This is a genomic window from Marisediminitalea lipolytica, from assembly GCF_001758465.1.
In the GTDB taxonomy this organism is placed as follows: domain Bacteria; phylum Pseudomonadota; class Gammaproteobacteria; order Enterobacterales; family Alteromonadaceae; genus Alteromonas; species Alteromonas lipolytica.
The window spans coordinates 160,506-187,142 of the sequence record NZ_MJIC01000014.1 but is presented as its reverse complement, the minus strand read 5'-3'; the positions used below and the strand labels follow the sequence as shown (position 1 = coordinate 187,142).

Below are 26,637 nucleotides of genomic sequence, written 5' to 3'. Positions count from 1 at the left end.
AATGAATTCCGGTGTTAGTTACCGAGGTAAGCCTGCATACGGGCTTCCTGCATCAGGCTACGCATATCCGCAACCGCTTTATGCAAACCGTCAAAGGCTGCGCGGGCAATAATGGCATGGCCAATGTTCAGCTCAATCAGCTGTGGGATAGCCGCAATAGGTTTTACGTTATGATAATGCAGACCGTGTCCGGCGTTTACCTTTAGCCCCAGGCTATCCGCGTACTCAACGCCATGGCGAATTTGCGCCAGGTGTTGCAGTTGTTCGGCTTCACTGCTGGCATCGGCATAATGACCGGTATGAATTTCGATAAAAGGTGCGCCCGTGGCTTTTGCTGCATCCAACTGACGCTCATCACCATCAATAAACAACGAAACCAGGATATTGGCCTCGGCCAGACGCTGACAGGCATCGGTAATCCGGCTCAGGTTCCCGGCTACATCCAGCCCGCCTTCAGTGGTCAGTTCTTCGCGTTTTTCCGGCACCAGACAGCAAAAAACCGGCTTAACCTGTTCGGCAATCGCCAGCATTTCATCGGTAACGGCCATTTCCAGATTCAACCGGGTATTGATGGTTTGCGCCAGCAGGGTTACGTCACGGTCTTTGATATGACGGCGGTCCTCGCGCAGATGCACCGTAATGCCATCGGCACCAGCGCGCTCTGCGATATCTGCCGCATGCACTGGATCGGGGTAAGAGGTGCCCCGAGCGTTACGTAAAGTGGCAATGTGGTCAATATTAACGCCAAGTAGAATATCTTTCATTCCCAGGGTCCTGGATTGCAATACAAAATGAAGTGGCGCGTATTGTAGCAGTGATTCAGCGGGAGGCCAAAAACAGCTCACGACTTTTCAGGGGTTTGTCGCCAACAAACGGGTGCAATGCCAGTCGGCACAGGCGCTTGGCCGCTTTGAGTGCAGTTTCATCCAGTTCGCCCTGAGCCAGACGATGCAGCTCTTCGCCACTAAAAGTGAACCGGGTTGGCAGCTTTACAGCACAAAATCCCAGTTCCGGTACCAGTTCATAATGACTGTGCATTGCAATAGCATCGCCACTGGCGGCATCACAGGTAAAATCAGGCATTACACCAAGCTCCTGCAATAAGGCCATTTCGTACTGCCGTAAGGTAAATTCAGCACCCTGGACTTGTTGCTGCAATGCGGTAATCGCTGAGGCATAAGACGTATAAAGATCGGTAGCTTCAAGCCCGGCGGGCAACACCCGGTTGGTCAGTTCATTCACGTACAGCGCACAATATAATGCGTCGCCGCTGAGCATGGTTAATCCGCCATTGCTTTCTAATTGAGTCAGGTTTTTTAAATCGCCTTTGCCGCTAAGCTGAACCCGCAGTGCCTGAAAAGGTTGCAGCAAACTTCGCCGGTCTGACTTCGCACTTCTCACTCCACGGGCAACTGCACTAACCCGCCCCAGTTCCAGAGTAAAAAAATCCACTATAAAACTGGTCTCTCGGTACGGGCGCCGATGCAGTACAAACGCGTTAAGCCAGTTATTTTGCATGGGCAGACTCAGGACCGTTTTATCCGCACAACTTTCATTTGTTCAAATTCCATCCCAGCGACACTTTCCACCGTGCGGTAGTAGGTCATGTTGACCCTCGCGCCTACCAGCGATTGATACGCCTGAGTACGCTTAAACACAAAAGGAGCGTCGATGTTTTCTATCATTATGGTATGTCTGACCCAGTCGCCATCCTGACGCTGCACGTGGGAGACCACCCTGAGGTTCTCACTGTGGGTTAACGCTTCATGACGCTTTAACAGTTTATCCACGCTCATTGGGTGCTCCAGTCATGTTAGTCGGCGGGTGCCAGTGCTTCCACCAGCAATTGCAACGACTCGCGGCCACGAAAGTAATTCACATCCAGCTGATAGGCCAGTTGAACCTGTTTTACCCGATTGTCTGGCCAGACTTCCGGGTCAATGTTAAAGGCGATGGCATCAAATTCTTCACCGCTTTGTGGGTGTGCCAGCACCATTTTCAGGTGACGCTCACCCACAATACGCTGCTGCACAAGATTAAAAGTGCCGTCAAACAACGGCGGCTGAAAACCTTGTCCGAACGGCCCGGCCTGGCGCAACGTTTGTGCCAGCGGCAGGTCCAGCACTTCGGCGGCCAGCTCACCGTCACTGAGAATAACGTTAGGGTCGTCGATATCTGCCAGCGCGGCTTTAACATTACGGGTGAATTGTTCGGTAAACGCCGGTAAATTTTCCGCCCGCAGGGATAAGCCGGCGGCAGCCGCATGGCCGCCAAATTTTTCAATTAAATCCGGATTAGCGGTGCTGACAGCTTCTAATATATCGCGGATGTGCACGCCGCTGATTGAGCGCGCTGAGCCTTTGATAATAGCCTCATCCTGACGGGCAAACACGATGGTCGGTCGCTTGTATTCGTCCTTTAACCGGCCCGCTACAATTCCGATAACCCCCTGATGAAACTGCTCGTCAAACAAAACAATGGCATCGGGGGGAGCGCTGCTGTCCAGTTGTACAGACGCCAGAGTTTCCTGCGCCTGCTGTTTCATTTCCTGCTCTATGGTACGGCGCTGCTGATTAAGCCGATCCAGCTCAGTAGCCCTTGCTCTGGCTTCCATGGGGTCATTACACACCAAACATTCGATACCTGCTGCCATATCATCAAGCCGGCCAGCCGCATTAAGACGTGGCCCGATAACAAAGCCTAAATCAGCGGCGGTAAGTCGGGAAGCATGGCGCTGAGCGACTTCCAGTAATGCTGTTATACCAGGGCGGCAGCGACCGGCACGGATGCGCTGTAACCCCTGATGCACTAAGATTCGGTTATTCTGATCCAGCACCACCACATCAGCGACGGTGCCTACCGCAACGATGTCCAGCAGGTTGGCCAGATTGGGCGCGCCGACACCGCGTTCGGTAAACCAGCCGCGACTTTCGAGCTCTGCTCGCAAGGCCAGCATCAGGTAAAAGGCCACGCCAACGCCTGCCAGGTTTTTAGACGCAAAAGTGCACGCTGGCTGATTAGGGTTAACAATGGCGGCCGCCGGTGGGAGTTTGTCGCCCGGCAAATGGTGATCGGTAACAATAACTTCCATACCCAAAGCGTTAGCGCGTTCCACCCCCGCATGACAGGAAATACCGTTGTCGACGGTAATAATTAACGGCGTGCCGCGCTCAGCCGCCACTTCAACAATTTCGGGCGATAAGCCATAACCGAAATCAAATCGGTTAGGCACCAGATAGTCAACTTCGTCGGCCCCCATCTCGCGCAGCGCCAATAAACAAAGTGCTGTGCTGGTTGCACCATCGGCATCAAAATCACCAATAATGGTAATTGGCTGATGCGCAATAATTGCTGTGGCTATGCGCATAGCCGCCTGCTCACAGCCAAGCAAATCCCGATAATGGAGAAGATCTCTCGCGCCAATACTTAATTGCGCCGCAGACTGAATATGCCGCCCACGGTAAACCCGTTCAAGAACCGGGTGCATTGCAGTGTCGAAAGTGTCGCTGAGTGGCCGGCGCCTGATGTGTAAACCCATAGAAAAGCTATTGTTCGTTGCAGTAAAAAAGGAAGAGTATGAGGGACAATGGTAACGGGCTACCAATGGCAACCCGTTTATCCTGAAAACTTAACCAGCGATTTGCTTAAGCGCAGCCAGTAGTTGCTCTGGCGGCTGATAGCCAGGGATCACGCTGCCGTCGCTCAGGACGATATTGGGGGTACCATTTACGCCAATTTTGCGACCAAATTTAAACTGCTCTGCTACGTCATTGGCACAGCTTGCCGGCGTAACATTGCTGCCCGCTTTAGCGCTGGTCATGGCTTTTTTCGGGTCATCAGAACACCACACGGCAACCATCTGACGGTATACCGGGCTGTTTAAGCCAGCGCGAGGATAAGCAAGATAACGTACGGTGATGCCATCTTCGTTGTACTGCGCGATTTGTTCGTGCAGTTTTCGGCAATAACCACAGGTGGTGTCGGTAAAGACAGTTACCACGTACTGTTCATTCTCGGCTTTAAATTCGATGTATGAATCGTCAAACTGCTTGAGCCCGTCAATACGTACCTGCGCCAGCGCACTTTCTGTTTCGTTGCGCATCTGCTCGTCCAGATTATAAATTCTGGCCTGCAGCAGGTAAGTACCGTCGTTGCTTACATAAAACAATCCGTTTTCGGTATTGATTTGCAATAAACCGTCTACCGGAGAGTCAGCGATGGCGTCTATTTTCCACTGCAATGTGTTTTCGATTTTAGACTTTACACTCTCTTTATCGGCGGCATCTGCCAGTACATTTGCTGTGGCAGTTACCGTCACCAAACCTAACATAACCGCTAAACTGCGAAGAAAAAATTTCATTTACTCACTCCTGAAAACCGCCTTTATGGCCTTTGAGGCCCGATAAGCGCTCACTCTGTAACACCCTGTCACGTGTAAGACCGGAATTTAATCATTAAATTCCATGCTAGTGTATCAAAAAAAACGCAACAGGCGATGCCTGCTGCTAAATTATCCCCTGGGATGGTGTTCTGCAATAAGGTTTTGCAGTCTCTCTGTAGCAACATGGGTATAAATTTGCGTGGTTGAGAGGTCGCTGTGGCCCAATAACATTTGCACCACCCGTAAATCCGCACCGTGATTGAGTAAGTGTGTAGCAAAAGCGTGTCTTAGGGTATGCGGCGACAGATGGCAATTAATGCCCGCTTTCACGGCATAATACTTAATCCGGTGCCAAAACGTCTGGCGGGTCATCTGGACGCCCCGGTTGCTAACAAACACCACATCGGTCTGATGTTTTAATAATTGTGGCCTGGCCCCTTGCAGATAATCCTGCAACGCATCCAGCGCGTTTTCACCCAGCGGCACCAGGCGTTCTTTGTTACCTTTACCCATCACCCGCACCAGGCCCTGCTGTATACTCACCTCAGAGAGCCTTAAACCGGTCAGCTCACTAACCCGTAAACCAGTGGCGTATAAGACTTCCAGCATACTTTTGTCACGGCATTCAATAGGGTCTTCGCAATCAGGGGCATCCAGCAAGGCTTCCACATCCGCTTCGCTTAGGGTATCGGGCAGCTTTTTTGCCGCCTTCGGTATCGCCAGCTGGCTCACCGGGTTATCCTCGCGGCGCTGCTGAATCAGTAAATAGCGAAAAAACTGGCGCATCGCGCTGATATTTCGCTGCGTACTGCGCGCCGATAAACCCGCCTGCTCGCGCCACATCAGGTAATCCTGCATGTCAGTGAGACTGGCTCGCAGTAAATCCACCTTACGATTGCGCAGAAACCCGGCCACGTGACACAAATCACGACGATAGCCCTGCTGGGTATTATCGCTCAGGCCTTTCTCGAGCCATAACATCTCGATAAAGGTTTCAATTAAATCTAAATCATTCTCGCCTGGCTGGGGTAATGGCGTACTCACTTAAAGCCGCGCCTTTCTTTAATTAACTCATAGGCAGCCTGAATGTCCTGCGCTTTGTTTTTAGCAATTTCCATCGCCTGTTCGGGTAAGCCCTTAGACGCGAGCTTGTCAGGATGATGTTCTGACATCCGCTTACGGTAGGCCCGTTTAATGGTTTTTTCGTCATCGCTGGCAGACACACCGATAACGGCATAAGCATCTTCCAGTGAAGGCCCCTGCGACTGCCCTCCTTGTTGCTGGTAGTTGCCGCGTCTCTGCTGACCACGAAACCTGACTTCCGCCTCAAAAAGGGCTATCAGGTAATCCAAATCACGGCGCACAAAACCCAGCGCTTTAGCGACTTTTTCGAGTACCCGGTATTCTTCACTCGCCAGACGTCCATCAGCAAAAGCAGCCTGAATCAGGATCTCAAGAAACACTTGTAATATATCCCTGCGCCCATGGCAGGACTCGTGAAGTTGTTTAAGGATATCGGCAATCGGAAAATCTCTGGCTTTACCCTCCCGAAACGCTTGCTGGGCTTCCTGGCGCGCCTGCCCCTGAAGCTGCATTTCATCCATCAGGTTGGTGGCAACTTTGATTTCAGATTCAGTCACTTTACCGTCAGATTTGGCCAGATGACCGAGGGCGGCAAACAGGCTGTGAAAGAAAACGGCTTGCTGTTGTAAGGCATCCTGACTGGAAAAAAAGCGGCCAAAGCCCCCCATCCGGCCAAAATCCTGACTGTATCCCTTGTCGAACATATAGCCGACCAACAAACCGAGAATCGCGCCCGGCAGTTTTAAAAACATCAGCCCAAAAATAAAACCCAGTAATCTGCCCCAAATCGGCATGAATTCCCCCTGTTTAGCTTGATGTAACCTGACTTTACTCTGCAAAACAACCGATTAAAGCAGCCATCAAATAGTTAACGTATCGCACTATAGCGAATGCGCATTCGCTTGAGAAGCCGTCGCTCTCTGGTGCTCAGCGCAAATAAATGGGGATAAGTTATGAATTTTTCGTTTTTTTTCAGGTCTGCTGTTGGTAATTGGCGGCGAAGTGCATAGAATTAGCGCCTGATCAGAATAGCGCTGGCAGCATCGACCAGCCAGCGAACCCTTAGAAGCACCGAGAACAATAATTTGCTGTCAAAAAATACACAACCTGCTAAGGCGCATCAACAATGCGAATATCAGGTACAGCATAGGATACTGGCGACACGCCGATTGCCACAACGTATTGCCTTATCTTGCCTGATTGCGGCGGGGACTTGCGGCCTGTCTGCCCCGGCTTTTGCCCAGGCAGCGGCCAGTGATGCCCTGTGTGTCGCTGCACCTGCGCCATTTGACAGCAACCAGCTATTGCAAAAAAAACAGGTCCAGGTGACCGCAGATTCTGCTGAAATTGTTGAAAATCAGTTTGCCAGCTTTAAAGGCAATGTCGATATCGTGACCGACAGCGCCGTGATTCACGCGAAAAGCGCTGAGGTAACTGATAACGGCCGGGCGATGTCTGCCAGTGGTGGCGTACGCTATGACAGCCCTGCCCTGAGCGTTAGCAGCGACCTGCTGTCGGTGGACTCCCAGCAACAAATCCTTAAACTGCAAAACACCCAGTATCAGTTAACCGGTTTTGTCGGCCACGGTGCCGCCGGTGAAATTGATATTGGTGCCGAACAGGGTATTTCGTTAAAAGACGTTAGCTTTACTACCTGTCCGCTGGATCAGCAGGACTGGCGACTGGTCGCCTCTGAAATCAGTATTGAACCAGGCGATACCCTGGGTGAAGCGCGCAATACACGGTTTTACGTAGGTGGCGTGCCGGTTTTGTATTTACCTTATTTTGCTTTCCCGGTGAGTAATCAGCGCCAGACCGGTTTGCTGTTTCCGGTTATCGGCAGTTCCAGTTCTACCGGGGTAGATTACGAACAACCGTTTTACTGGAACATGGCACCTAACTACGATATGACCATTTCACCCCGCCTGATGACCAATCGTGGTTTACAGTTAAAGACCGAATTTCGCTATCTGACCCAAAGCTCTAACGGTCAGGTAAATGTGGAATATCTGGACAAAGATACCCGTCTTTCAGACGATGAAAACCGCTACTTTTATCGCTATCAGCATCACGGCAGACTGTCTGAAAACTGGCAGCTAAACATCGATTTAAATGGTATCAGCGACAACAACTATATCGTGGATTTGGGTTCCGATTATTACAACCGCTCCGATACCACCATTAACCGCACTATCGGCATGGACTACTTTAGTCCGTCGCTGGATATGAGCCTGTATCTGCGAGATTTTGATACGCTGGGCGACTTTGACGCCATTTACCGTGCCCTGCCAGAGGCAAAGTTGCAGTGGCGTAGCGATTTAGCAAGTTACCTGTCAGTAATGATTGACTCGGAACTGGCTTATTTTGATAACGCCCAGGACAATAATCCTGAAGCTTTACGCTGGCACCTGGCCCCTACAATCGCGATTCCTTATCAACGCTACTGGGGCGAGGTCACCGCCGAGCTGACGGCAATGAATACTTATTACAAGCAAACCAACGTTGTGGGAACTGAGCTGGAAGAAGAGGTAAACCGGACGCTTTATCAGGGCCGGTTGTTCAGCACCCTGTATTTTGAGAAAAACGATCAGTTGCTGGGTAATGATGTCACCATTACTTTTGAACCCAAAGTGCAGTATCTGTATACCTCTTATGAGGATCAGTCCAGCATTGGGTTATACGATACCACCGCACTGCTTAACGATGTAAACGGGCTGTTTCGCGGTCAGGAATTCACCGGATTGGATCGCATCAGTGATAACGACCAGATTACCCTTGGTGTGACCTCGCGCATAATTGATAGTGCCAACCGGGAACAATTTGTCGTGAGTCTGGGTCAGATATTCTACTTGTCAGACTCCAAAGTGACGACTTCGGTTGACGATCGCAATCGCTCGGCCCTGGCCGGTGAACTGGACTGGCGCTTTGACGACAGTTGGTTTGTGCACTCAGCTATTCAGATTGCCACCGATAACGACAAGGTCGAACGCAGTGGTCTGGCTCTTGAATACCGTTTGGATGCAAAGAGTCTGGTGCAGCTGAGCCATCGCTTTGTCAGGGATTTATCGGGCGAAACCATTGATCAGATTGGTTTATCTGCCAGCTGGCCGATTTCACAGAACTGGCAGGTGGTCGGCCGCTCTTACCGTGATTTGGAGCGCGACAGAAGCATCGAAAACTATTTTGGGGTACAGTATGAATCCTGTTGTTGGGCAATAAGAGTGGTAGCCCAACGGAACCTGACCAACCGTTACGATGTCACAGGTCAGCAAAATACTGATGAGTTTGACTCCAGTATTGGTCTGACATTTATCTTTAAGGGGATCGGTTCATCCCGGTCGAATCGGGCAATGCTCGAAGAAGGTATGTTCGGTTACCGACAACCTTACGTGTTAAATTAAATGCGCCGCTAATCTGGCAGTATTAACAACAAGCAAGAGAGTTTATGAAGTATTTTATTCGGGGTTTGTTTTTAAGTCTGGTAATGAGTTTACCCGTCCTGGCCCAAACTGAGCTACTCGATAAAGTGGCTGTTATTGTCGATCAGGGGGTAGTTCTGGAAAGTGAAGTCCGGACCCTGGTAGATGAGGTTAAAGCCGACGCTGCCGCCAAAAACCAGCGTTTGCCGTCTGACGAAGCCTTACGCACCCAGGCTATCGAGCGACTGATCCTGAAAAGTCTGCAACTACAAATGGCCGAAAAAATGGGTATCCGGGTCAGCGATCCACAGCTTGATCAAACGATTGCAAATATTGCCGCCGGTGAAAATGCCACGGTTGAGCAACTGCGAACTGAGCTGGCTGGTCAGGGCATTGCCTATAACGATTACCGTGAGCAGGTGCGCGAAGAAATCATCATGGGCGAGGTACGTCGTGCCAATGTTCGCCGCCGTATTTATATCACCCAACAGGAAATCGATAACCTGATGGATCTTATCGAACAACAGGGTTCTGCTCAGGCTGAATATGAACTGGGCCACATTCTGATTGGTTTTCCGCCAGAAACAACCGATACCGATGTTGCCGATGCCCGTGAGCGTGCCGATAAGGTTATGAAGCTGCTTGACGAAGGCTCTGAGTTTTCACGCATTGCGATTGCAGCGTCATCCGGTTCTGAAGCACTGGACGGCGGTAACATGGGTTGGATGAACATTAACGCCATGCCAACCCTGTTTGCCGAAGCGGTTCAGGGCAAGCGTAAGGGAGATATTATCGGTCCAATCCGCAGTGGTGCGGGTTTCCACATCCTGAAAATTCTCGATACCCGCGGCATTGAAGTGGTAGAAGTAGAAGAAGTTCACGCCCGCCATATTCTGATTCAGCCGTCGATTATTTTAAGTGAAGATCGCGCCAGAAAGATGCTCGAAGAATTTAAAGCGCAGGTGATTGCCGGCGAGGCAGACTTTGCCGAACTTGCGAAAGAACACTCTGCGGATCCCGGTTCGGCCTTGCGTGGCGGCGATCTGGGCTGGGCAGACCCGAACATTTACGTTCCTGAATTTAAACAAGCACTGGCTAATTTAGAGCCCGGGGAGTACAGTGATCCTGTTCGCACCCAACACGGTTGGCATTTAATGCAACTGCTTGAGCGACGTATCGACGACGCAACGGAACAACGCAAGGAAGATAAAGCCTACCAGCTTCTGTTTAACCGTAAATTTACCGAAGAAAGCGAGAACTGGTTACGCGAAATGCGCGATTCGGCTTATATCGAAGTCCTGAGCAAATAATCTTAAGGTCTTACCCATGACACCGCTTAAAATTGCTGTAACGCCCGGCGAACCCGCCGGCATTGGCCCGGATCTGGTCATCGAACTGGCCCAGCAGGAGTGGCCGGCGCAGCTGGTTATTTTTGCTGACGAAACCATGATGCTGGATCGTGCCGCAGCGCTGAACATGCCATTGACATTAATCCCCTACACCCCGGGGGAAAACCGCCTGTTAGCAAAAGGCGAGTTGTACATTCAGGCCATTCCCACCGCTGTGCCGGTGGAAGCGGGCGTACTTAACAGTGATAATGGCCACTATGTAGTAGAAACTCTGCGTCAGGCCTGTCAGGCCAACATAGAAGGCGATTTTGATGCGGTAGTAACCGGTCCGGTAAATAAAGGCATTATTAACAAAGCCGGTATTTCATTCAGCGGTCATACCGAATTCTTTGCTCATCAGTCGAACACTATAGACGTGGTAATGTTACTGGCGACCGAAGGCCTTAATGTGGCGCTGGCAACCACCCATATTCCACTGGAGTATGTGTCCAGAGCGATTACCCGTGAGCGTCTGCACAAAGTTATCCATATTATTCATACCGACCTGAAGCTTAAATTCAATATTTCTCAACCGCATATCTACGTTTGCGGCCTGAATCCTCATGCCGGTGAAGATGGCCACATTGGCCGTGAAGAAATCGAAACCATTACACCCGCCCTGGAAGAGCTCAGGGCCGAAGGTATTCACCTGACGGGTCCCCTGCCTGCCGATACCATATTTCAGCCTAAATACCTGGAAGACGCTGATGTGGTGCTGGCAATGTACCACGATCAGGGATTACCCGTGCTAAAATACAAAGGATTTGGTGCGTCGGTAAATATCACCCTTGGTCTGCCGTTTATTCGCACCTCAGTTGACCACGGTACGGCTCTGGATCTGGCCGGTAAAGGCCAGGCAGACAGCGGGAGTTTTACCAAAGCAATGAATAAAGCAATAGAACTGGCACACCATCAACAATGAATAAAACCCATTTAGGCCACACCGCCCGTAAGCGGTTTGGCCAAAACTTTTTAAACGATACTTTTGTTATTGAGCAGATCGTTGATGCGATCAATCCGCAGGACGGCGAAAACCTGGTGGAAATCGGTCCGGGACTGGGTGCCCTTACCGATCCCGTTTGTGAACGGGTTAATGCTCTGACAGTTGTTGAGCTGGACCGGGATCTGGCCAAACGCCTGCGTCACCACCCTTTCCACGGCAGTAAACTTACGATTATTGAACAGGACGCACTCACGGTCGACTTTAATGAGTTGGCCAAACCCGGCGCACCGTTAAGGGTTTTTGGTAACCTTCCTTATAATATTTCCACCCCGATTATGTTTCACTTGTTCAGTCATGCAGGCAGCATTGCTGACATGCACTTTATGTTACAAAAAGAGGTGGTTAACCGCCTTGCTGCCGCGCCCGGGAATAAAAACTACGGCCGTTTATCAGTAATGGCGCAGTACTACTGTAAGGTTCAACCCGTACTCAATGTGCCACCGGGCGCTTTCGTTCCGCCGCCAAAGGTTGAATCGGCAGTCGTTCGTCTGACACCTCACCCTGCCCCTGTGGTTGAAGTTACTGATGTAAAAATGCTTGAACGTGTCTGCACAATGGCGTTTAATCAACGCAGAAAGACGATTCGTAACAGTCTTAAAGACTGCATTGACGAGACGCAGTTAGAAGCACTGGGGCTGGACGCAACCCGTCGGGCCGAGACACTGTCGCTTGAAGATTTTGCCACTATAGCAAATTGGGTGAGTAAGCATGACAGCACCGAAGACTGAACACAATCCGGCCGATTTGGTTACCGTAAGAGTAGTCACCCGGCATTTACCAGAACACTTACCTTCTGACAGTGATAAGTTTGCCTTCGCTTATCAGATTACCGTGATTAATCACAACACTTTTGCCGTTAAGCTAACCCACCGTTACTGGTTGGTTACTGATGCTAATGGCAAGCAAACAGAAGTCAGCGGTGAAGGTGTGGTAGGCAAACAACCTACTATCGAACCCGGCGAAAGCTTTCAGTACACCAGTGGGTCGGTGATTGATACGGAAGTTGGCACCATGCAAGGCTACTATGATATGAAAACAGCTGATGGTGACGTGTTCCGGGTGCCCATTGACCCCTTTCGTCTGGCCTTACCCAACATTATCAACTGATCATGTCTACCTACGTAATCGGCGACATTCAGGGATGTTACGCCGGGCTTCGAAGCTTACTCGAGAAAGTAGGCTTTGAACCCGGACGGGATACTTTATATGCCGTGGGAGATTTAATTGCCCGCGGCGAGGACTCTCTGAGTACCATCCGCTATCTTCGTAGTTTGGGCAGCAGCTTTTACAGCGTGCTGGGCAATCATGATTTGCATTTTTTGGCGGTATCACAAGGTATTAAAAAAGCCAAGCGCAACGATAACCTGCAACCCCTGCTGGATGCTCCTGAGCTACCCGAAATAGTAGACTGGCTGCGCCAGTGGCCACTGGCACATGCCATAGACGAAAAGCATATTATGGTGCATGCAGGGCTTTACCCCGACTGGTCGACTCAGCAGTTGCTAACTTATAGCAATGAAATCAATCAGGCTTTAACCGGTTTAAGATGGCGTCAGGTGCTGGAGAACATGTACGACGATGGCCCGCCAAAATGGAACGACAAATTAAAAAATGTCCGCCGCCAGCGCTTTATTATTAATGCCACAACCAGAATGCGTTATGTTCGCTCTTCCATGGCACTCAACCTGACTATAAAGTGTGCACCTTCTGAAGCGCCCAATTCATTGCGCCCGTGGTTTGCTATAAGCAATAAAAAGCTTCAGGCCGATGAGAGAATATTGTTTGGTCATTGGGCCGCATTGCTGGGTAAAACCGGCTCGTCACAGTTTGTTGCGTTAGACACCGGTTACGTTTGGGGTAATGCGCTGACACTGTGGCATAAAGAGTCCGATCTGCGAATAGCCATTAACGCCTGATAGCAGGCGCTCTGGTTCACATCATCTGGCGCTGCCGGATAAACTCACTGGCAATAGGGATTGCGACTTCAGCAAAATCCCAGAAAGCCGCTGTTTTAGCATTGATGTTAACGGCTACTGCCATGTTATAGCCCGGTATAACCATTAACCAGCTCTGCGCGCCCCGCGATACGCCGCCATGATGGGCATATTTCAACTCGCCAATGTCCTCACCAAAATCATAGTTATGCACGCGCCAGCCAAGTGCGTAGTTCTGCTCGTTGACAGAGCCGTCGTTAAGCCGCTGAGGCGTCCAGAATTCTGACCTAATTGCAGCGCTGAGAAATTGCTCATCCAGCACCCCGGCGCCCAGCCTGACCAGATCCTCAGAGGTCGAAATAAATCCGCCCCCCGCCAGACGATGACTGAGATCAACGGTTCTCCAGGGCCTGACCACTGGCCTGGTTTCATCCTCGCGCCAGTAAAATGTAGCCAGACTGGCACTGTGTTGTTCGTAATGGGCCTGCACCGAAGAAGGACTGGTATGCGTAAGACCCAGCGGTTGCAATACCTTTTGCGCCATCAATGTTTGAAATGGCTGCTTGCCGACCTGTTGCAACGCTGCACTCAGCGCGACCGTACCCAGGCTCGAATAGCTAAAATCCGTCCCCGGTGCAAACAATAAATCAGAGTCATCAAACAGGGCGTAGGCATCCATGACATCGGTGTAACTGCTGTTAAGCGCCATACTTTTATACAATCCCTGGCGCTCGGTATTGTCTTTATAATGGGGCATTCCCGAAGTATGTGATGCCAGCTGTCTGAGCGTTATTTGTGACCATAGGGCTTTGTCCTTGCTGTTGCCCAACGGTAGCTCAAGCTCGGTTAAGGTGTTATCTACACTAACCAGGTTTTCCTGCACCATGCGGGCAAGCAGCGTGGCTGTCAGTATTTTTGAAGTACTGCCAATTCTGAACTGAGTGTGTTCGGTTACCGGTTGGCGGGTTTTAATATCCGCCCAGCCAGCACTTCCGCTCCAGACAACCTCACCATCCACCGCCACCGCAGCGGAAATGCCTGGTGTATTAATAGCCTGACGATGAGCAGACAACAGGGCCAGTGAGCCCTCTCCGGCCAATTGGTAATGGGTATTATAGACCTGTTGGCGCTGGGGAATATCATCAGGAATGGTGACAAATCCCCACCACGGCATAGGTGCGTTACCCGTATGGGCTAAAAACTGATAGGCCGGTGTGAGCAGATAACCCAGCAGCCACACAATGGCCGCCAGCAAGATAAGCAGGTATTTTTTCATGGCTTTTCCAACAATTAAATTTTCTTAACGTTATGAAAAAGCGTGAGAAAACTCTTCTCAAAAACAAAAAAAGCTGCTCAGTTTTGAAATTGAGCACGATAATCTGACGGCGTAACGCCCTTGGCTCGTTTAAAGATCCGGTTAAAAGAAGCAACGGAGTTAAACCCTGACTCCAACGCCAGCGTTAATATAGGTATCTGCCTTAACGCCGGGTCCTGCAGTTTTTCGCAAACGGCATCCAGCCGATAACTACTGACAAAATGAGAAAAGTTATCAAACCCCAACTCCTGATTAATAAGTCCCCGCAACTGGTGCTCAGGTAACTTGAGGGCTTTGGCCAGCTTACCAATATTCAAATCATTCTGGGTGTAGAGCCCCGCAGCCATTACTGTTTTTAGCTCGTTAACAGCGGGGGACAGCGTGGTTTGCGCAACATTATCAGTGGGTTTTGATTGGACCAACGGGTTTTGCTTATCACCGACTGTTGAAGAGGTTAAAGCAAGCTGACGTTCTTGCTTTATCAACATGAAAAACGCCGCAGCGGCCAGCAAAAATAACAGCGCCGCATTGCAAAAGCTGAACAACCAGTGATCCCGCAAACCACTGTCGGTGACTTCCAGCAAGGTTAAAAATAGCATGTCGCTAAGGAGTACCGTAATGGTGAGTGCCCGGGTGGACCGGCGTTTTTCGACCAAATCATCCCGGTAGCCCATGGCGGCGTCTGCCAGTATCACCAGAATAATTAAAAACGTGATGACATGATGGATATCATGAAATGGCCCATGCCCTTTTAAGCCGAGAAAAAACACGCTCAACCAGGCAAACCAGCCGATGGCCAAAAATTTAGCCGGTGCAATTAGCTTGTGCCACAAATTAACCCCGTGGACGGCCTGCCAGTACAGCAGAAGCAGCGCATAAGAAGTTAAATCGGTCAGCAATAGCAGCGGTGGGCGAAACCAGCCAAACGCCGCATCCTGAATGGGCGCCGTTAACAACACATAAGCCGCCAGACACACCACCAGTGCCGCTTTGCCGCGGGCAAACCTGATCCTTGCCGATGCAAACATAAAAACGGCCATTATCAGTAACTGACCGGCTGCCGCAAAGCGAAAGAACAAATCCAGCAGCTGGATACCTGAGAGTTGAATCATAAAATCCATTTTGCGCTATTTTCGGTCCTGTACCTTTAACTGTGTCGTGATTAGTGTCTCTGAGTTTTGCGAAAAAACAAAACTAGCAGAGTGTTGCGCCGCTTCACTTCGTTTACCGCCTCTGGCGGGCAAGCAACGGACTTTTTGCCCTTTATCAAATTTGCCTACAAAAACAGCAAAAACAAGACTAATACTTTTGTACCATAATCAAAAGATTGGTATAACTACAGGCGCAGTTAACAACTGCTAAACATCTAACCGGTTGCCTTGCTTATTTCGGGGGACGCGAAAGAGCATACAGCACAAGCAAGATAAAGGTAACCAGTTAAAACCAGACTTCTAAACCACCGCAGTTCACCTGGGTTTGGAACAGCAAAATTATAATAAAGCTCTGGGAGCAATAATGAATTTAACGGTAAAGGCACGAATCATCCTTGGTTTCGTGACCATCAGCGTATTGCTGGTGATCATCAGTTTAGTTTCTCTCTTTAACCTGCGCTCGCTGCAAAACGATGTGGGCGAAGTCAATACTGTTGCAGTACCTACTGTTATTGGCAGTAACACCCTTAAGGCGTCATTTTTAAACATGGGCCGCCTGGTGTTTGAAGCCTATGTGTCCGATGAACTCAGCACGGTTCAGGAAAAACAAAACCAGTTTAACGAGGCAAGTCAGAAGTTTGCAGATACTTATAAAAGCCTGGCAGCCACCGTTCAAAACGATCCGGAATTGAGCTCAGCACTGCAAAACGTCAATGGCATTTCCAAAGAGTACCAAGCTACGGTAAATGGTTTGTATAGCAGTCATAACCAGTATCTGACCCGCCGCAATAACGTGCAGGACAGACTCGCCGATGTAGAAGATAATGCCGACGACGCGTCTATGCTGTTGCTGGACTTCAGTGACTTAAGCGAGGTTCAAAGTAACGCCAGTCTGCGCCGTGCCTCTGAGCTTGGCGGTGAGTTAGAGACCCGTCTGCTAACGCTTATTACCGTTACCTCAGATTACATAAAAACCCAGACGCTGGTGCGCGCCGACACCCTGGGTAATGAGGTGCAGTTTGCCGTTGATGCCATTAAAGAACAACTCAACGCCATGTTAAGCGCCGCCAAAGGACAGGATACCTCCGGCACGCTGGAAGAAGTAGAAACCTTGGTGGCTGATGCCATCGACGCTGTAACCGGCAGTGATGGCGTGGTGCAGTTACATGTGTCCCGCCTGGAATTACGTAATCAGACTGAACAAGCGCTTGGTCAGTCTGAAACGCTCGCAGCTAACGCTGTCGCGGATTTAGAAAAACTGCTGAACCTGACCAATACCAAAGTAAAATCCTTGGAAAATCAGGTAAACAGTAACGTTAGCTTTGGCACCACCCTGGTTGTGGTGATTGTAGCAGGTTCGCTACTGCTGGCATTTTTCACCGGTTTCAGAACCGTTAATGCCATCACCATACCGCTGAAAAAAGTTAACGATTTGCTCAATATCGCCTCATCAGGTGACCTGACCCACAATCTGGATGATTCCAGTCAGGATGAGTTTGGCCAGTTAGCGGCTAACTGTAATAAGCTTATCTCGAGCCTGAAAGAGCTCATCCGCGGTATTAACATTCGCGCCGAGCAGCTCGCTGCGGCTTCTGAACAAACCTCTGCTGTCACCACTCAGACCACCCGTTCTATTGAAGATCAGAAAACCCAGATTGGTCTGGTGGCAACCGCTACTACCCAGATGCATTCTACATCACAGATGGTTTCGCAAAATGCCGAAGATACGCTGCTGGAAATTCGTCACGCTGATGAAGAGTCACATAAAGTGCGCGATATCTCCTTAGAAAATAAAGCCACTATCGAAGTACTGGCCCGCGACGTTGAAGATGCCGCGCAAGTGATTCATAAACTGCATCAGGACAGCGCCAGCATTGGCAGCATCCTTGACGTAATTCGCGGTATTGCCGATCAAACCAACCTGCTGGCACTGAACGCCGCCATCGAGGCAGCCCGCGCCGGTGAGCAAGGCCGCGGCTTTGCGGTAGTGGCAGATGAAGTAAGAACACTTGCCAGTCGCACCCAGGAATCGACTCAGGAAATAAACGCCATGATTGCGGTTTTACAGGAAGGGGCAGAACGGGCCGTTGCGGTAATGGATCAGGGTAAGCAACAGACGGCGAAATGTGTGGAACAAACCGAGCTAGCTACCCAGGCCCTGGATATTATTTCACAAGCGGTAAAACGCGCTCATGATGTAAGCAGTCAGATTGAACAATCTGCCCGCGAACAGAATCTGGTATCCCAGGATATCAGCGAGAAGCTGGAAACCATTGTAGGTATCGCCGAAGAAACGACTGTCGGCGCACAGCAAACGTCTGATTCCAGTGAAGAGGTAGCAAGGCTGGCAGAAGAACTGCAAAGCTCAATCCGCCAGTTTAAGGTATAAAAACGCCAAAGCGTTTTTATATCCCGGAAACACCAAAGGTGTTATCCGGGATCTCCTTAACAGCCTGACTACTCCAAACACCTTCGTGTTTTTTATATCCCGGAAGGTTCGTAGAACCTGTCCGGGATCTCTCTAAAAGGCTAACTCCCCCTAACGCCAAAGCGTTTTTATATCCCGGAAACACCAAAGGTGTTATCCGGGATCTCCTTAACAGCCTGACTAATCCAAACACCTTCGTGTTTTTTACATCCCGGAAGGTTCGTAGAACCTGTCCGGGATTTCCTTGTATGATTTCGAAGGCTTAAAATAACACCCAGCTTGCTTAGGTGATCCCCGCTTAAAGCATGCGGGGATGACGGTATATTTTTGATTGCAGGAATGATGGATTAAGGTTGTTTTGCCGCTTTAGTGTGGACATCAAATTATACCCGTTTACTTCACATCTTGTCGGGGTGCCGACTGCACCCAGAGGGGAGATGGCTCCCCTCTGGACTCCTGCCAGTTCTTTAATCGCAAAGGAGCATACTGAGGCCGGACAGGTATAACCTATCGGCCAGAGCGGGCGTCCTGCCCGCGCTGGCCGGAGCCGTCTTCCGTGACGCCTCTACGCTTTTACTTAATCTGCCCGGCCCCAGTATTTCGCGATACAAAGAACCAAATAAAAAGCAGGTTGTTTAGACATCACCTGATAAATCAACTAACTCACTACGGATTGGGGTTGTATTCTTGGTATGTCTGAATAAGTAGGAATCGCTAATAAGTTCTCGCCATCCCGGTTTCGCTCTGCGAAGACCGGGACCCCCTTGCATTATATCTTGGGCTTAAAATAACAACCCGCCAACCTGTTCAGGCGATCCCCGCTTAAAGCGTGCGGGGATGACGGTATATTTTTGATTGCAGGAATGATGGATTGAGGTTGTTTTGCCGCTTTGGTGTGGACATCAAATTATACCCGTTTACTTCACATCTTGTCGGGGTGCCGACTGCACCCAGAGGGGAGATGGCTCCCCTCTGGACTCCTGCCAGTTCTTTAATCGCGAAGGAACATACTGAGGCCGGACAGGTAAAACCTATCGGCCAGAGCGGGCGTCCTGCCCGCGCTGGCCGGAGCCGTCGTCCGTGACGCCTCTACGCTTTTACTTAATCTGCCCGGTCTCAGTATTTCGCGATACAAAGAACCAAATAAAAAGCCGGTTGTTTAGACATCACCTGATAAATCAACTAACTCACTACGGAATGAGGTTGTATTCTCGGTATGTCTGAATAAGTAGGAATCGCTAATAATTTCTCGCCATCCCGGTTTCGCTCTGCGAAGACCGGGACCTCCTTGCATGATTTCGTGGGTATAAAATAACATCCCGCCAGCCTGTTCAGGAGATCCCCGCTTAAAGCATGCGGGGATGACGGATTGAGGTTGTTTTGCCGCTTTGGTGTGGACATCAAATTATACCCGTTTACTTCACATCTTGTCGGGGTGCCGACTGCACCCAGAGGGGAGATGGCTCCCCTCTGGACTCCTGCCAGTTCTTTAATCGCGAAGAAGCATACTGAGGCCGGACAGGTATAACCTATCGGCCAGAGCGGGCATCCTGCCCGCGCTGGCCGGAGCCGTCTTCCGTGACGCCTCTACGCTTTTACTTAATCTGCCCGGCCCCAGTATTTCGCGATACAAAGAACCAAATAAAAAGCAGGTTGTTTAGACATCACCTGATAAATCAACTAACTCACTACGGATTGGGGTTGTATTCTTGGTATGTCTGAATAAGTAGGAATCGCTAATAAGTTCTCGCCATCCCGGTTTCGCTCTGCGAAGACCGGAACCCCCTTGCATGATATCGTGGGCTTAAAATAACAACCCGCCAGCCTGTTCAGGCGATCCCCGCTTAGAGCATGCGGGGATGACGGTATATTTTGATTCCGGGGATGACTGTATATTTCTGATTGTGGCGGTGACGGTATATTTTTGTTAGCGGGAATCACGAACAGACCTTATACGATCGTATAATTTACACAATCCCCCTCTCCGTTGAACGCTATTCATGGTCTTCTGGTCCTATTCGGCTCGTGTTAAACGGTATTTATAGCTACCTTTACGCCGCTAACAAGTGCCGTGGCAAGAGCGCTATAACAATAAAAAAGCTGCCACGAATCGTCTTTTAATCTGCCATATTTATACAAGAGCAGAATAAGACCAGCCGGTGACAAATAATGACTATCAACCACCGGCCACATGACTTGTTAAGTACCTATTGCCTGAAAATCACCGTTAATTTTTTATTGTTATTCTTCGTTGAAGGGAATTAGATGTTTAGTGATATCCGGAAAGACCAAACCGGTCTTAAGGCAGTCGGTACATCGCAAAGTTTACTGCGACTCTCTGTTACACTCGCCACAGTTATGTTTACCGCACCTTGTATGGTGAATGCACAAACCACCACTGCGCCCACCGCCAAAGCAGCAGATGATGCTACCAATCAAAGCGCCAGAGAGCGGGATCGGATCCTGTTAAAACGCAACCCGATTGCGTCTGAATATCAGGGCAACACTTCTCCGGGCAGTTTCTTTGGTGCGCTGTCAGATGCTGAAGGCGTCGATTTTCGTGGTCAATTCCGTCTTCCATTGGGTAAAGAAGGTGCTGCCGATGCTTCAATCGAGGCTAATCTAAGTTATCAGGATGTCGCCGAAGTTTATCGTCCCGGCGGCAGTATTAAACTGGCTAAAAGTTTTGATGCACTGCGTCTGCAATTAAGAGCCCAGAAAAATACGCTGGAGCGCAAAGTCGATTTTTACGAGGCTCGCTGGGTTGCTTTTAACGCCCCTGAAGTTTCCGACCAGCCGGCTCTGTTGCTGGGCTTTCCGCGCTATAGTCAAGATCATTTCGACACCACCAGCTTTAACATGCAGTGGCGTGCCGATTACATTATTTCAGGCAATAGCTATATAAGTTATGAAGGCTTACTCACCAACTACGATGATATCGCCACCCGCAACCGGCTTGAGTATCAGATTGGTGCCGGTACCCTGAATAGCGCGACGCTGGATGATGATGGCTCTACCCTGCGTGATGTCAGCATGGTTGATAGTCGTATCCGCCGTTATTTCCATCGTATGGAAACAGCCCGGGATATAAACCGTCACCGGCTGGAGTTCAATTTTGAAGATGCCGATACCGCCCTTGAACTAGGCTTATATTACAGTCGGTGGGTCAATGAACGCCTGTGGCTGCCCTGGAACTTTGTCGATCAGGGTATCGATGCTCAGTACGATATTGCCAATCCCTATCTGCCTCAAACTACGGTGAATAATGCGGATGTGTTTGATATCAGCCAGTCATGGTTTGCCAACTACCGGCCAACCCTCACCACCACGACCGACACGGATTACGCGTTTGTCACAGACTGGAGCCAGAAGTTAACCTTCAGTGCACACCCGGTGTGGCTGGGCAGCGGCATTATCTGGCGTAACAAAGAACGGAATAACGAAAACTACCGTAGTGTTTATACGTCAACGGAGGATCGTTTTAATCTGACAGAGGTGGTTGGCGGCAATCAGAATGTCACCATAATGGATGGCCGCACCACTATTCCTGCGGGTATGGACTTGCTGCTTGGCGAACCTTACCTGGCTTCGAATGCCTCGCAATTTTATTTTAACCCTGCACAGTCGTTTCTGGAGTCAATTCAGGATATTTATACCAGTGAAGAAACGGTAAGCTCGGCCTATATCGATGCTTACCAGCAACGGGAGTCCTGGTTCTGGCGTGTAGGTTTGCGCTTTGAGCATACCGAAACCGCAACCCGTGGCGCGGTAAGTGGCCCGGTAGAAGCCGGGATTACTGAACTGGGTGATGCCATTACCGCCGTTAACATTGCCGGACAAACCATCGAAGAAGACTTTAGCCATTTCGATGCCGCCTTTGTGGAAGGAGGGAATAGTTATCATCACTTTATGCCTGCTGTGGAATTACGCTATCAGTTAACCCCATCAACCCGTTTGAAATTTACCTATTTTGAACAGTTAATGCGTCCACAATACTTTGACACCGTTCGCTATCGCCGGATAAATCCGCCTACCCGCACCATTACTGAAGGCTCGCCGGATCTGGAACCTACCACCATCCAAAACTTCTACGCGGGAGTGGAATATCAGCGCGATTCGGTTGGTAAGCTTTATGCGGGTGTTTACTACAATGACATTGAAAATTTCTTCTACGACTCACGGGTGACCGAAGAACTCGAAGGTATCCTTTATGATGTTACCCGGGTAGAAAACGGTAAAGATGGTTATATCCAGGGGCTTCAGAGTTATTGGGCACAGCGGTTCTCTAACACAGGGCTGGATCTTATCGATATTAAAGCGTCCTACACTTACTCTGATACTGAAGCCAACTTGCTGGATCGCACCATTGCCATGCCAGAAAGGGCCCGTCACCGTGTTATGGTTAACTTACTACTGAAAAATAACCAGTGGCAGTACACCACGGCGTTCGCCTGGCAGAGTGAAGCGCTGGACGATGTTGGCCCGGATGTTCGTCAGGACACGATCCGCGAAAAAGTACTGATGTGGAACCAATCATTCAGCTGGCGCTTTAATCCACACCTGAGTGCCAAATTTAGCCTCAACAATGTGCTGGACTACCCGGACCGTGCGCATTTGCGTGAACAAAAACGGGTGGTCAACAACTTATACAGTGGCACAACGGCAAAGCTTGGTATCAGCTATAGCTTTTAAGCCGTTTTATTCAGGCCGGCGTCAGCCGCTTACCAGCGAATTTTTTGCCGGTCCTGTTTACGCTGACTCTGCGCCTGTTTAGCGTCTTTACGGCGCGCTTTAACAGCTTTGCTGACTCGGGTCGCGCGGCGCTTTTTCAGTACTTTGGTGTTCTCTTTGATCCATTCCACCAGCCGGGCAATGGCATCTTCACGATTTTGCTCCTGGGTACGAAACTGCTGCGCTTTAATAATCATGATGCCGTCGCTGTTAACCCGGCTGTCATTGCACCTGAGCAGCTTTTCTTTAACGTTGTCGGGTAACGAAGACGCAGAGATATCAAAGCGTAAATGAATAGCACTACTGACTTTATTAACATTTTGGCCGCCACTGCCTTGTGCACGAATGGCCTGAAGGTCAACTTCAGTATCGGCAATAAACAGGTTAGGTGAAATTTCAATCATATTGAGTGATATATCCGCATCAGGGTCAGAATTGTTATTGTTCGCTCAGATTTTACCAAGAGTTTTTAGCGTATTTCGCATTTTAACTCCCGCCGTAAATATAACAATGGTAGGATAATAATTGCTAATCGGAGTAGCCACACGAGGTAAGCTTAAGGTGTTGCGAAGCTTAAAAATTTTAGGCGGTTTATGCGTCATAATTACACTGCTGTTTACAGGGACGGTGCAATCAAAACAGCTTACCCTGCTGTATACGGCGGAACTGCCGCTCATCAAGAATCCTCCCTACGGCAGTTATGCTAATCTGGCCACACTGGTGTCCGAAATCAGGGCTGAACAACAGCCATCATTGTTTCTGTTTGGTGGCGGCAGTCTGGCCCCGAGCATGTTGTCGTCTTTTGATCGCGGCGCTCATGTTATCGACATTCTCAACAGCATTGAACCCGACGCCATGGGAGTAGCAAAACGGGAATTCAGTTATTTCGAGGATGAGCTTTCTTTACGCGCCTATGAGGCTGCATTCCCACTCATTTTAAGTAACGCCATCGATCCCCTCACCGGCCATGGACTCGATGGCACCGAGCAGCAACTCTTGCTCTCAAAAGGCAATACCCGCGTGGGTATTCTAACGGTTATAGATAACGCCGCCTCCGAAGAATATCTGTTGCAAAGACTCCGTATAGAGCCGCCGTACGAAGACATCATCAATCAGGCGCGGGCGCTGCGAGAACAAGGCGCAGAATTGGTCATTCTGATGATTTCTGACGAGCTGACCTTTGTCAATAAGCTGTTAAAGGACGGCGTTGTGGATTTGGTGCTACGTAATGATCCGCATTACGAACGCCCCATTGCTTCCGATGAGCAACCAGTGAGCAATTATGTGATCGTTACCGAAGATGCAACCGCTGCCCGGATAACGATTCAGTGGCCACAAAACCAGCCGCAACAGGCAGCTTTTAACATCACCATGGTGCCACTCAGCGACTATCCGGAAGACGACGACATTGCTGCCCAGGTAACGGCTTATGATACCCGTATTAAAGCTTTGTTAAGCGAGCAGGTAACGTTACTCACAACCCCCATGGATACCACCAGAAGCGCCGTGCGTACTGGCGAAAACGGCTTTGGTAATTTGGTCAGTGATGCCCTGCGAGAGGCCAGCCACACCGATGTCGCTCTGTTCAACGGTGGCGGCATACGCGGCGACCGGACTTATGAAAAGGGCCATATACTGACCCGTGAGGATATTTCCAGCGAAATCCCTTTTCGCAATCATATTCGGGTAATGAAAATCACCGGGGCTGATTTAAAAGCCGCTTTAGAAAATGGTGTCAGCCGTGTTGAAGATGCGTCCGGACGCTTTCCGCACATATCAGGTATGACTTGTGAAGTATTGCTCTCAGCGCCTCCGGGCCAACGCATTGAAAAGCTGCTGATAAATGGCCAGCCTGTGCAGCCCGGTCGTTATTACACCCTGGCAACAACAGACTATCTGGCCAGCGGTGGCGACGGCTACGAGAGCCTCAAGCGGGGCATTGAAGTGCCTTTCAGCCAGCAGGTCACGCCATTAATTGCTGACATCGTAATCAGCGTATTACGCCGGCATACATCGCTTGCGGCCAGTACCAGTGGCCGCCTGATGTTCATTTCAGGCAAGGGCAACTGATATGAATTCTGCCGCAGAACACCTTACCAGTAAAAAGCGCTTTTTTTCACAGCAGCTATATTCTCTGGCGGGCATCGTCAATATGAGCCTGGTGGCGTTAATCATCGTTGTCACCATACTGGCCTATTCTACCTATTCAAAACTAACCGCCTTCGAAAAATCCCTCGACTCAATGATGGACGAATCGCTGCCCAGTGTTATTCAGTCAGGAAAGCTTTATTCCCAGATGAATTTACTGCTTAGCATTACCGAGCAGTTGTCCATGGCCGATTCTGAGGCGATGCGCAGGATTGCCACCAACGCCATTGCCAACCAGCTGGAAGGTTTACAAAAGACCTCCATGGCGTACCAGCACACCCAGTATGTGATTTCACAAATCAGTTCGGTTGAGCGCGAGCTATCGGCGCTGAATCGCCTGGTACAGCAAAAAATTGCCACTAACACCCAGATAGAGCAGCAGCATAAAATGCTGTATCAGTTACAACGCCAGATTAATCTGGACATGGCAGCGCCTCTCAATAGTCAGGTATCCAAAGACTGGTTGCTATTATTTTCCCGTATGCTGTTTATGTCGTCTGAGCTCATCACTATCGATCGCTTAAGCCAGATCCGCGACAAACAAGCAGAGTTAAACCGTTCCTTTGAAACCCTGTCGCTTCTGTCTGACAACTTACCGGCAAACCAGCAGGAGGCAGCACAATTAGCGATTGCCGCTTTGTCTGATACCGTATTACATCCCGGACATGGTTTGATAAATCAACGTCAGTTGCAGTTAAAAATTCAGGGCCGGGTTCAGGGACGAAGTAATTTTGTCCGCAATCTGATTGCCGATTACGCCCGCTTAAATGAGTTTGAATCTCACCAGTTAAACCAGTCTGTCCTGAGCAGGGCAACACAAACGTCTCAGGAAGTCGAGCAACAGGTGCGACAAGCCAGCTTCCTGTTTGTGATGGTGTTGTTAGTTTATATTGGGTTTGCCATCTTTATTCAGCGGGTCATCGTTAGCCGTCTTAAATCACTCAAGAATCAGGTACTCCAACGCTCAACGGGTAATGCCAATCAAATCAGCATCAGTGGTAAAGATGAAATTGCCGAACTGGCACTGAGCTTTGAGCGCTTTGCTCACACCATCGAATTACAAAAAGCATCGCTACAGGAAATGAGCCTGCGTGATGCCTTAACCGGCGTAGCCAATCGCCGGGCCTTTGATGACTACTACAAGCAGGCACTTAACGTGGCGACACGCCAGCGATGGCCGCTGTCGATACTATTAATCGATGTGGATTTCTTTAAGCAATACAACGATAACTATGGGCACAGTCAGGGGGACATCTGCCTGAAAAAAGTGGCTAACCTCATTAAAAGTCAGCTGCCACGCAAAACCGATGTGCTGGCCCGCTACGGTGGTGAGGAATTTGCGGTGCTACTGCCCGACACGGATGAACAAGGCGCCATCACGGTATCCAATGCTATTTTGATGTGTTTTAAAAATGCCCAGCTTCCCCATGATTTCAGCGGCGTGGCTGACCACGTTACCGTCAGTGTAGGCATATCTGTGGGTTATATTCAGCAGGACTATCTTGCCCTGCCTTCAATAGAAGAAGCCGACAAAGCCCTGTATAAAGCCAAACGCACCGGTCGGAATCGTTGGTATAAGTATAATGCTGAAGAGGATATGGACGAGTAGCGAGCCGCTTCTCACAGCACAACACACAAAAGAAAACGGCTCCTGAC

At 49.8% G+C, this 26,637-nt stretch carries 20 protein-coding genes; 10 read left to right on the top strand and 10 right to left on the bottom strand.

Translation table 11 applies throughout. The features are described 5' to 3' along the window. Positions 1-14: 14 nt before the first annotated feature. From pdxJ to djlA, 7 genes are all read right to left on the bottom strand, one after another. Entirely contained in the window at positions 15-764 is a 750-nt protein-coding gene (gene pdxJ, locus BFC17_RS11855; protein WP_070176694.1) for a pyridoxine 5'-phosphate synthase, read from the bottom strand. Between the two features lie 55 nt (positions 765-819). Further along, on the bottom strand, positions 820-1,518 hold the full coding sequence (recO, locus tag BFC17_RS11850; protein ID WP_070176693.1) for a DNA repair protein RecO: 699 nt from the start codon (positions 1,516-1,518) through the stop codon (positions 820-822). Between the two features lie 8 nt (positions 1,519-1,526). Continuing rightward, on the bottom strand, positions 1,527-1,796 hold the full coding sequence (locus BFC17_RS11845; RefSeq protein ID WP_070176692.1) for a hypothetical protein: 270 nt from the start codon (positions 1,794-1,796) through the stop codon (positions 1,527-1,529). A gap of 17 nt (positions 1,797-1,813) precedes the next feature. Next, on the bottom strand, positions 1,814-3,538 hold the full coding sequence (recJ, locus tag BFC17_RS11840; protein WP_070176691.1) for a single-stranded-DNA-specific exonuclease RecJ: 1,725 nt from the start codon (positions 3,536-3,538) through the stop codon (positions 1,814-1,816). A 90-nt stretch (positions 3,539-3,628) separates the two neighbouring features. Then, a complete protein-coding gene (dsbC, locus tag BFC17_RS11835; RefSeq protein WP_070176690.1) occupies positions 3,629-4,360 on the bottom strand; it encodes a bifunctional protein-disulfide isomerase/oxidoreductase DsbC in 732 nt (243 codons plus the stop codon). Between the two features lie 150 nt (positions 4,361-4,510). After that, positions 4,511-5,425 (bottom strand): site-specific tyrosine recombinase XerD, encoded by a 915-nt coding sequence (gene xerD, locus BFC17_RS11830; RefSeq protein ID WP_268235992.1) that lies wholly within the window; start codon positions 5,423-5,425, stop codon positions 4,511-4,513. Continuing rightward, positions 5,422-6,258: a co-chaperone DjlA gene (gene djlA, locus BFC17_RS11825; RefSeq protein WP_083271700.1), complete on the bottom strand. Its 837-nt coding sequence runs from the start codon at positions 6,256-6,258 to the stop codon at positions 5,422-5,424. The genes xerD and djlA overlap by 4 nt, the downstream gene beginning before the upstream one ends. 387 nt (positions 6,259-6,645) lie before the next feature. On the opposite strand from djlA, the gene BFC17_RS11820 reads away from it, so the two are divergent. From BFC17_RS11820 to BFC17_RS11795, 6 genes are read left to right on the top strand one after another with little or no spacing between them, the layout of a single operon-like run. Then, a complete protein-coding gene (locus BFC17_RS11820) occupies positions 6,646-8,865 on the top strand; it encodes an LPS-assembly protein LptD (protein ID WP_373287164.1) in 2,220 nt (739 codons plus the stop codon). Between the two features lie 44 nt (positions 8,866-8,909). Beyond that, positions 8,910-10,193, top strand: a complete 1,284-nt coding sequence (gene surA, locus BFC17_RS11815; protein WP_070176689.1) for a peptidylprolyl isomerase SurA — start codon at positions 8,910-8,912, stop codon at positions 10,191-10,193. A 16-nt stretch (positions 10,194-10,209) separates the two neighbouring features. Then, on the top strand, positions 10,210-11,193 hold the full coding sequence (pdxA, locus tag BFC17_RS11810) for a 4-hydroxythreonine-4-phosphate dehydrogenase PdxA (protein ID WP_070176688.1): 984 nt from the start codon (positions 10,210-10,212) through the stop codon (positions 11,191-11,193). Continuing rightward, positions 11,190-12,002, top strand: a complete 813-nt coding sequence (gene rsmA, locus BFC17_RS11805) for a 16S rRNA (adenine(1518)-N(6)/adenine(1519)-N(6))-dimethyltransferase RsmA (RefSeq protein WP_070176687.1) — start codon at positions 11,190-11,192, stop codon at positions 12,000-12,002. Before pdxA ends, rsmA begins: the two co-directional genes overlap by 4 nt. After that, entirely contained in the window at positions 11,983-12,381 is a 399-nt protein-coding gene (gene apaG, locus BFC17_RS11800; protein ID WP_070176686.1) for a Co2+/Mg2+ efflux protein ApaG, read from the top strand. The genes rsmA and apaG overlap by 20 nt, the downstream gene beginning before the upstream one ends. Before the next feature lie 2 nt (positions 12,382-12,383). Further along, positions 12,384-13,190 (top strand): symmetrical bis(5'-nucleosyl)-tetraphosphatase, encoded by an 807-nt coding sequence (locus BFC17_RS11795; RefSeq protein ID WP_070176685.1) that lies wholly within the window; start codon positions 12,384-12,386, stop codon positions 13,188-13,190. Between the two features lie 16 nt (positions 13,191-13,206). Here the strand turns inward: BFC17_RS11795 and BFC17_RS11790 are convergent, their stop codons facing one another. Both BFC17_RS11790 and BFC17_RS11785 read right to left on the bottom strand, forming a co-directional pair. Then, a complete protein-coding gene (locus BFC17_RS11790) occupies positions 13,207-14,484 on the bottom strand; it encodes a serine hydrolase domain-containing protein (protein ID WP_070176684.1) in 1,278 nt (425 codons plus the stop codon). A 77-nt stretch (positions 14,485-14,561) separates the two neighbouring features. Continuing rightward, positions 14,562-15,644, bottom strand: a complete 1,083-nt coding sequence (locus BFC17_RS11785; protein ID WP_070176683.1) for an AraC family transcriptional regulator — start codon at positions 15,642-15,644, stop codon at positions 14,562-14,564. A gap of 394 nt (positions 15,645-16,038) precedes the next feature. On the opposite strand from BFC17_RS11785, the gene BFC17_RS11780 reads away from it, so the two are divergent. Continuing rightward, entirely contained in the window at positions 16,039-18,063 is a 2,025-nt protein-coding gene (locus tag BFC17_RS11780; RefSeq protein ID WP_070176682.1) for a HAMP domain-containing methyl-accepting chemotaxis protein, read from the top strand. A gap of 2,304 nt (positions 18,064-20,367) precedes the next feature. Beyond that, positions 20,368-22,794, top strand: coding sequence for a TonB-dependent receptor domain-containing protein (locus BFC17_RS11775; protein ID WP_070176681.1), 2,427 nt, complete (start codon positions 20,368-20,370; stop codon positions 22,792-22,794). A 29-nt stretch (positions 22,795-22,823) separates the two neighbouring features. On the opposite strand, the gene arfB is transcribed toward BFC17_RS11775, so the two are convergent. Next, on the bottom strand, positions 22,824-23,237 hold the full coding sequence (arfB, locus tag BFC17_RS11770; RefSeq protein WP_070176680.1) for an alternative ribosome rescue aminoacyl-tRNA hydrolase ArfB: 414 nt from the start codon (positions 23,235-23,237) through the stop codon (positions 22,824-22,826). 223 nt (positions 23,238-23,460) lie between these two features. Between arfB and BFC17_RS11765 the strand changes: the two genes are divergently transcribed. Beyond that, positions 23,461-24,903 carry a bifunctional metallophosphatase/5'-nucleotidase gene (locus BFC17_RS11765; RefSeq protein ID WP_139142064.1) on the top strand — a complete coding sequence of 481 codons (1,443 nt, stop codon included), beginning with the start codon at positions 23,461-23,463 and terminating at the stop codon, positions 24,901-24,903. A 1-nt stretch (position 24,904) separates the two neighbouring features. Continuing rightward, positions 24,905-26,590: a diguanylate cyclase gene (locus BFC17_RS11760; protein WP_070176679.1), complete on the top strand. Its 1,686-nt coding sequence runs from the start codon at positions 24,905-24,907 to the stop codon at positions 26,588-26,590. The last annotated feature ends 47 nt before the right edge of the window (positions 26,591-26,637 follow it).